This is a genomic window from Streptomyces sp. GC420, assembly GCF_009916105.1.
GTDB lineage: Bacteria > Actinomycetota > Actinomycetes > Streptomycetales > Streptomycetaceae > Streptomyces.
Genome location: NZ_JAAAXQ010000410.1, coordinates 1 through 6,410 on the forward strand (window position 1 = coordinate 1; position 6,410 = coordinate 6,410).

7 protein-coding genes are annotated in these 6,410 nt (G+C 72.0%); 5 read left to right on the forward strand and 2 right to left on the reverse strand.

Annotated elements, in window-relative coordinates; translation table 11 throughout:
* From GUY61_RS32610 to GUY61_RS32620, 3 genes are all read left to right on the forward strand, one after another.
* On the forward strand, positions 1-823 hold an 823-nt coding region (locus GUY61_RS32610), incomplete at its 5' end, for an AIM24 family protein (protein WP_208106745.1).
* Positions 824-837: 14 nt separating this feature from the next.
* Complete coding sequence (locus tag GUY61_RS32615) at positions 838-1,518, forward strand: AIM24 family protein (RefSeq protein ID WP_166633931.1); 681 nt, start codon at positions 838-840, stop codon at positions 1,516-1,518.
* Positions 1,519-1,536: 18 nt separating this feature from the next.
* Positions 1,537-2,292 (forward strand): AIM24 family protein, encoded by a 756-nt coding sequence (locus tag GUY61_RS32620; protein ID WP_166633932.1) that lies wholly within the window; start codon positions 1,537-1,539, stop codon positions 2,290-2,292.
* Positions 2,293-2,413: 121 nt separating this feature from the next.
* On the opposite strand, the gene GUY61_RS32625 is transcribed toward GUY61_RS32620, so the two are convergent.
* Together GUY61_RS32625 and GUY61_RS32630 are read right to left on the reverse strand one after the other, a co-directional pair.
* On the reverse strand, positions 2,414-2,950 hold the full coding sequence (locus GUY61_RS32625; protein ID WP_166633933.1) for an NUDIX hydrolase: 537 nt from the start codon (positions 2,948-2,950) through the stop codon (positions 2,414-2,416).
* Positions 2,947-4,419 carry a zinc-dependent metalloprotease gene (locus GUY61_RS32630; RefSeq protein ID WP_166633934.1) on the reverse strand — a complete coding sequence of 491 codons (1,473 nt, stop codon included), beginning with the start codon at positions 4,417-4,419 and terminating at the stop codon, positions 2,947-2,949. Before GUY61_RS32630 ends, GUY61_RS32625 begins: the two co-directional genes overlap by 4 nt.
* A 224-nt stretch (positions 4,420-4,643) precedes the next feature.
* Between GUY61_RS32630 and GUY61_RS32635 the strand changes: the two genes are divergently transcribed.
* Positions 4,644-5,750: an SDR family oxidoreductase gene (locus GUY61_RS32635; RefSeq protein WP_166633935.1), complete on the forward strand. Its 1,107-nt coding sequence runs from the start codon at positions 4,644-4,646 to the stop codon at positions 5,748-5,750.
* Between the two features lie 63 nt (positions 5,751-5,813).
* Positions 5,814-6,377 carry a molybdenum cofactor biosynthesis protein MoaE gene (locus tag GUY61_RS32640; RefSeq protein WP_398957717.1) on the forward strand — a complete coding sequence of 188 codons (564 nt, stop codon included), beginning with the start codon at positions 5,814-5,816 and terminating at the stop codon, positions 6,375-6,377.
* Positions 6,378-6,410: the final 33 nt, after the last annotated feature.

A 6,410-nucleotide genomic window follows, 5' to 3' on the forward strand; every position in this document is an offset into this window, starting at 1 on the left:
GCCGCAGTTCGGTCAGGTGCCGGGCCAGCCGGCGCCCCCGCCCTTCGGCCAGCAGCCGGGCGCTCCCTTCGGCCAGCAGCCGGCCGCCCCGTTCGGGCAGGCACCCGGCATGCCGGGTGCCCCCGCCGGCTACGCGGTGCCGCAGGGTGCCCCGGCGACCGGAGCGGGCCTCACCGCCGCCCTCCAGCCGTACAAGGAGGCCGCCACCGGGCAGCGCTGGACCTCGCAGAACGAGCAGATGATGCGGGTCGACCTGATGATGGGCGGCCAGGCGGTGCTCGCCCGCCAGGGCAGCATGGTCCTGTACCAGGGCAAGGTCGACTTCAGCTACAAGAGCGCCGGCTTCGCCGGCCGGATCGTCGGCAACGCGACCGGCCAGGAGATGCAGCTGATGCGCTGCACCGGCCGCGGCCAGGTCTTCCTCGCCGAGGAGGGGGCGCACCTGCACCCCATCGAACTCCAGGGCGACGCGATCTGCGTCTCCGCCGAGAACGTGCTCGCCTTCGACGAGAGTCTGCAGCACGAGGTGCGCAGGATCGAGGGCCACGGCATTCCCGGCGGCGCCCTGTTCACGATGCAGTTCCAGGGCACCGGAACCGTCGTCGTCAAGACGCACGGCATCCCCGTCGTCCTGCCGGTCACCCCGACGACGTTCGCTGACAGCAACGCCATCGTCGCCTGGTCCGCGGCCTCGCAGGTGATCCTCTCCAGCCAGGTGCGACTGCGCCGCAACGCCTTCCCGGGCCACAGCGGAGAGACGGTCAACCTCCAGTTCCGGGGAGCGCCCGGAAACTTCATCGTCGTCCAGCCGTACGAGGTCTGAGGGAGCCCGACATCATGAACCAGCAGCTCGCGGGCTACGCCCCGACCCCGCCGATGGCCCGTATGGAGAACCACGGCCGTTCCATGCTCAAGGTCGTCATGGCCACGGGCCAGGACCTCTACGCGCGCACCGGCTCGATGGTCGCCTACGAGGGCTTCGTCCAGTACGAGCCCAACCCGCCGGCCCTGCGCCAGGCCGCCGCCTCCTGGATCACCGGCGAGGGCGCCCCGGTGATGAAGGCCAGCGGAGACGGCATCCTCTACCTCGCCGACTACGGCGCGGACGTCGTCGTGATCAACCTCAACAACGACTCGATCTCGGTCAACGGCACCAATGTGCTGGCCTTCGACGCGCACCTGCAGTTCGGCGTCGAGAAGGTCAAGGGTCTGGCCAAGTTCGCCGGCCAGGGCATGTTCAACGTCGAGATCTCCGGCACCGGCTGGCTCGCCCTCACCTCGCGCGGCACGCCCATCGTCGTCGACTGCGGACGCGGTGAGGACGAGACGTACGTCGACCCTGACGCGCTGGTCGCCTGGTCGCCGAACCTGAAGGTCAAGGGCAAGCGCAGCTTCAAGGCCTCCTCGGTGATCGGGCGGGGCAGCGGAGAGGCGTACCAGATGGCCTTCTCGGGCCAGGGCATCGTCGTCGTACAGCCCAGTGAGGACAGCACCGACCGCCTCCGGATCCGGGGCTGAGGGGGAGCGAGAACAACCATGCAGAGCCCGCTTTTCAGCCTGACCGAGAACCCGAGTCAGGATCGCTATGCGATGCAGAACCCGCAGTTGCTGCGGGTGACGCTCGGCGGCAATGACGACGTGCTGGCCCGCAAGGGCGCCATGGTCGCCTACCAGGGCCTCGTCGAGTTCGACGGCGAGTACCAGTCCGGCAGCCAGCGACGTGCACGCGCCAGGACCGGTGAGGGCTTGGACCTGATGCGCTGCTCAGGGCAGGGCACCGTCTACTTCGCCAACCTCGCCCAGCACATCCATGTGGTGGACGTGGACCGCGAGGGCATGACCGTGGACAGCCAGTACGTCCTCGCGCTGGACTCGCAGCTGAACACCGAGGTCATCGCCGTGGACAGCCAGTACGGCATCTCCGGCACCGGCAAGTACCAGCTGAACATCTCGGGGCAGGGCAAGGTCGCCCTGATGACCTCCGGCCAGCCGCTGATGCTCCAGGTGACCCCGGACAAGTACGTCAACGTCGACGCGGACGCGATCGTGGCCTGGTCCAGCGGGCTGCGGGTGCAGATGCAGGCGCAGACGCACTCCTCCGGGGTGTGGCGCAGGCGCGGCAGCACCGGGGAGGGCTGGGAGCTCAGCTTCCTCGGTCAGGGGTACGCGCTGGTGCAGCCCAGTGAGCAGATGCCGCCGCAGAACGCCGTGGTGGGGCAGGGACTCGCCGCCCAGTTCGGCATGGGGCAGAACGGCTCGCACGGCCAGAACCAGAACAACGCCTGGAACTGACGGTCCCGCAGTACCCGGGGATTCCCCGGCACTGCGCGTCGTACGGCAGAGGGGCGCCCCCCCGGGGGGCGCCCCTCGCTCACGCGCATGCCCGGATTCCGGATCAAGACCGGAACCGGAATCAGGTTCGGTGCCCGAGGCGGGCGCGGATGCCCGCCAGGAGCCGGACCACCGACTCGTCGGCGACCCCGGGCACCTCCTCGTAGGAGAACCAGCGCAGGTCCAGTGACTCCTCGCTGATGGCCGCCACCGCGTCCGGCGGTGCCAGCACGCCGTACTGCACGTCGAAGTGCCAGTGGCAGGGGGCCGGGATGGAGTGCCGGTCCAGGGTCACCGGGCCGCCGGGCAGCGGTTCCAGGCCCTCAGGGATGCCGGACTCCTCCCGCGCCTCACGCATCGCGGCGTCCGCCAGCGTCGCGTCACCGGGCTCGCAGTGGCCGCCCGTCTGCAGCCACATGCCGAGCTTCCTGTGCAGCGTAAGCAGCACCCGCTCCCGCGCGGGGTCGATCACCAGCGCGCTCGCCGTGATGTGCCCGGCGCCGCAGGCCTTCCAGACACCGTCGGGATGCGATGCCAGGTGGTCCAGGTAGACGTCACGCAGGGCCGGCTGGCGCTCGTAGTCCTTCAGGACGAGCACCGCGTCGTCGTACAGGCTCACTTCTTTTCGTTGCCCTCGTCGCCCTTGTCGTCCTCGGTGCCCGCGGAGCCTTCCCCGCCCCGTCCCTCGTCCCGCCGGCCCGCCGCCTCACCGAGCATCCTGTCGAGCTCGGAGAAGTCCAGCTGCTCGCGGTGGACGAAGCCGTCGGGGTCGTCGAGGTCCTGGGCCGTCGGCAGCATGTCCGGGTGGGCCCACAGGCCGTCGCGGCCGTCCACCCCGCGCGCGTCAGTGAGGGAGGCCCACAGCCGCGAGGCGTCCCGCAGCCGGCGCGGCCGCAGTTCGAGGCCGATCAGCGTGGCGAAGGTCTGCTCCGCCGGGCCGCCGGAGGCACGGCGCCTGCGCAGGGTCTCCCGCAGCGCGTCGGCGGACGCCAGGCGCGGCTTGGCGGCCTCGTGGACCACGGCGTCCACCCAGCCCTCGACGAGCGCCAGAGCCGTCTCCAGCCGCGCCAGCGCGGCCTTCTGCTCCGGAGTGTCCTCCGGCTGGAACATGCCCTGCTGAAGGGCCCGCTGCAGCTCCTCGGGGTTCTGCGGGTCGAACTGGCCGACCACGTCCTCCAGCTTGCCGGTGTCCACCTTGATGCCCCGGGCATAGCCCTCCACCGCGCCGAACAGGTGCGAGCGCAGCCACGGGACGTGCGCGAACAGCCGCTGGTGGGCCGCCTCCCGCAGCGCGAGGTACAGCCGCACCTCGTCCAGCGGGATGCCCAGGTCCTTGCCGAACAGCTCGACGTTCAGCGGCAGCAGCGCGGCCCTGCCGGACGGGCCGAGCGGCAGCCCGACGTCCGTCGAGCCGACGACCTCGCCGGCCAGCACACCGAGCGCCTGCCCGATCTGGCTGCCGAACATGGCGCCGCCCATGGAACGCATCATGCCGAGCAGCGGGCCGGCCATGGCCTGCATCTCCTCGGGGAGCACATCGCCCATGGCGGCGCCGACTCGCTCGGCCACCGGATCGACGAGCTCCTTCCAGACCGGCAGGGTCGCCTCGACCCATTCCGCCCTGCTCCAGGCGACCGCGGACCCCGAGCCCGAGGGCAGTGACGTCGCACCGTCCAGCCACAGGTCCGCCAGCCGCACGGCCTCCTCGACCGCGCCGCGCTCTGCGGGGCCGACGCTGGCGTCCTTGGTGCCGCCGGGACCGCCCTGCGCGACGGTCTGCCGGGCGATGTCCTTGGCCATGTCCCAGTTCACCGGGCCCCCCTCGTAGGAGAGCATCTGCCCGAGCTGCTGGAACGCGGCACCCAGGTCGTTGGGGTTCAGCGAACCGAACATCGCGGCGAGCGGGTTGTCCCCGCCGGGTCCACCGGGGCCGCCGGGGATACCGGGAAAGCCGAACCCGAAGGGGCCGGCCGGGCCACCCTGTCCTCCGGAGCCCTGTCCACCTCCGTGGCTGTCCTTCTTCTTGCCCTCGTCGCCGTTCTCCGGCTCCTCCGGCGGAAGGCCGAATCCGAATGGGGTGTCACTCACGGGTTTCCTCGGCTGCTAGGGCCGGCGGCCCGGACGGCCGACGGCGAATGCCCGACATCACAATCCAGCGTAGGGGGTGCCGGCCGGGTCGCGCCGGGGCCCGACACCAGGACCCGTCGAAGGGCTCGGTGCACCACTGACCCGGGGGCTGCGGCAGGATGGACGCCACCTGGTACGTACGCGCAACCACGCGTCCGTACTGAAGTCAACCGCTGGAGACGCCGGTGAGTTCCCCAGAAAGAGACGTTCGCGCAGCGCGAAACGGTGCCGCCGCGACCGGCAGAGGACCCGTCGTGGCGGTCACCGGTGCCGCCACGGGGCTCGGCGAGCTGCTGACCCGGCGGCTCGCCGACTCCGAGGAGATCAAGCAGGTCGTCGCCATCGACGAGCGGCGCGGCGAGGTTCCCGAGGCGCAGTGGCACATCCTCGACGTGCGCGACCCCGCGATCGCCGAGAGGCTCCGCGGCGTGGACGTCGTGGTGCACCTCGCCGTCGACCTCGACCTCGGCACGGAGGCGACGGCCCGGACGGCGTACAACGTGCGCGGCACCCAGACGGTGCTGACGGCCGCCGCGGCCGCGGGCGTCCGCCGGGTGGTGCTGTGCAGCTCGGCGATGGTCTACGGCGCGCTGCCCGACAACGACGTGCCGCTGTCCGAGGACTCCGAGCTGAGGGCCACCGCGGAGGCCACCGGCGTCGGCGACCTGCTGGAGATCGAGCGGCTGGGCCGCCGCGCGCCCCGCGCCCACCCGGGCCTCAACGTGACCGTCCTGAGGCCGGCGGTCCTGGTGGGAGGCACCGACACCGCGCTGACCCGCTACTTCGAGTCGCCCCGGCTGCTGGTTGTGGCCGGATCGCGCCCGACCTGGCAGTTCTGCCACGCCGAGGACCTGGTGAGTGCCCTGGAGTACGCGGCGCTGGAGAAGGTCGAGGGCGAACTGGCCGTCGGCTGCGACGGCTGGCTCGAGCAGGAGGAGGTCGAGGAGCTCAGCGGCATCCGCCGCATGGAGCTGCCCTCGGCCGTCGCCCTCGGCGCCGCCGCGCGGCTGCACCGCATCGGGCTGACGCCCTCGCCCGCCGGAGACCTCGCGTACACGATGTACCCGTGGGTGGTCAGCGGGAGCAGGCTGCACGACGCCGGCTGGCGGCCGAAGTGGACGAACGAGGAAGTGCTGGCGGCGCTCCTGGAGGAGGTCGAGGGCCGGCACACGGTCGCGGGCCGCCGCCTCGGGCGCAAGGACGCAACGGCTGCGGGCGCCGCGGGTGCGACCGTCGCGCTGCTGGGTACGGCCGCCCTGGTACGCCGTGCCCGCAAGGCCCGCCGCCGCTGACCGCGGCGGTGGGGCCCGCCCCCGGCGCGGGGGCGTTCCGCGTTGTCGGTGCCGTGGGGCAGCATGGGGGGCATGGTACGCAACGGCACCCAAGATCACCCTGGCGAGCAGGCGGCTCCCGGCACCGCCGGCCCCTCAGGCGCAGCGCTGCGCGCTGACCCGGCCCGCCCGTCGCCCGACCACCGCCCCTCACGGACAGCGCTGCGCGCCGACCCTGTTCGGTTGGTCGCGATACGGGAGACGCCGCTCTCCCTCGACGAGGTCTTCCGTGCCGTCGGTGACGACGCGGCGGGCGGGACCGCGCTGTTCGTCGGCACCGTGCGCAACCACGACGGGGGCGCCGAGGTGGACGCGCTGGGCTATTCGTGCCACCCGACGGCCGAGGCGGAGATGCGCCGGATCGCGGAGAAGGTCGTCGCCGACTACCCGGTGCGGGCCCTGGCGGCGGTGCACCGTGTGGGTGACCTGGCAGTGGGCGACATGGCCGTCGTCGTCGCGGTGTCCTGCCCGCACAGGGGCGAGGCCTTCGAGGCCTGCCGAAGGCTGATCGACGACCTCAAGCACGAGGTCCCCATCTGGAAGCACCAGCACTTCTCCGACGGCACCGAAGAATGGGTGGGCGCGTAGCGCCTCCGTGAGGGGTGGTGGTCGGGTGACGGG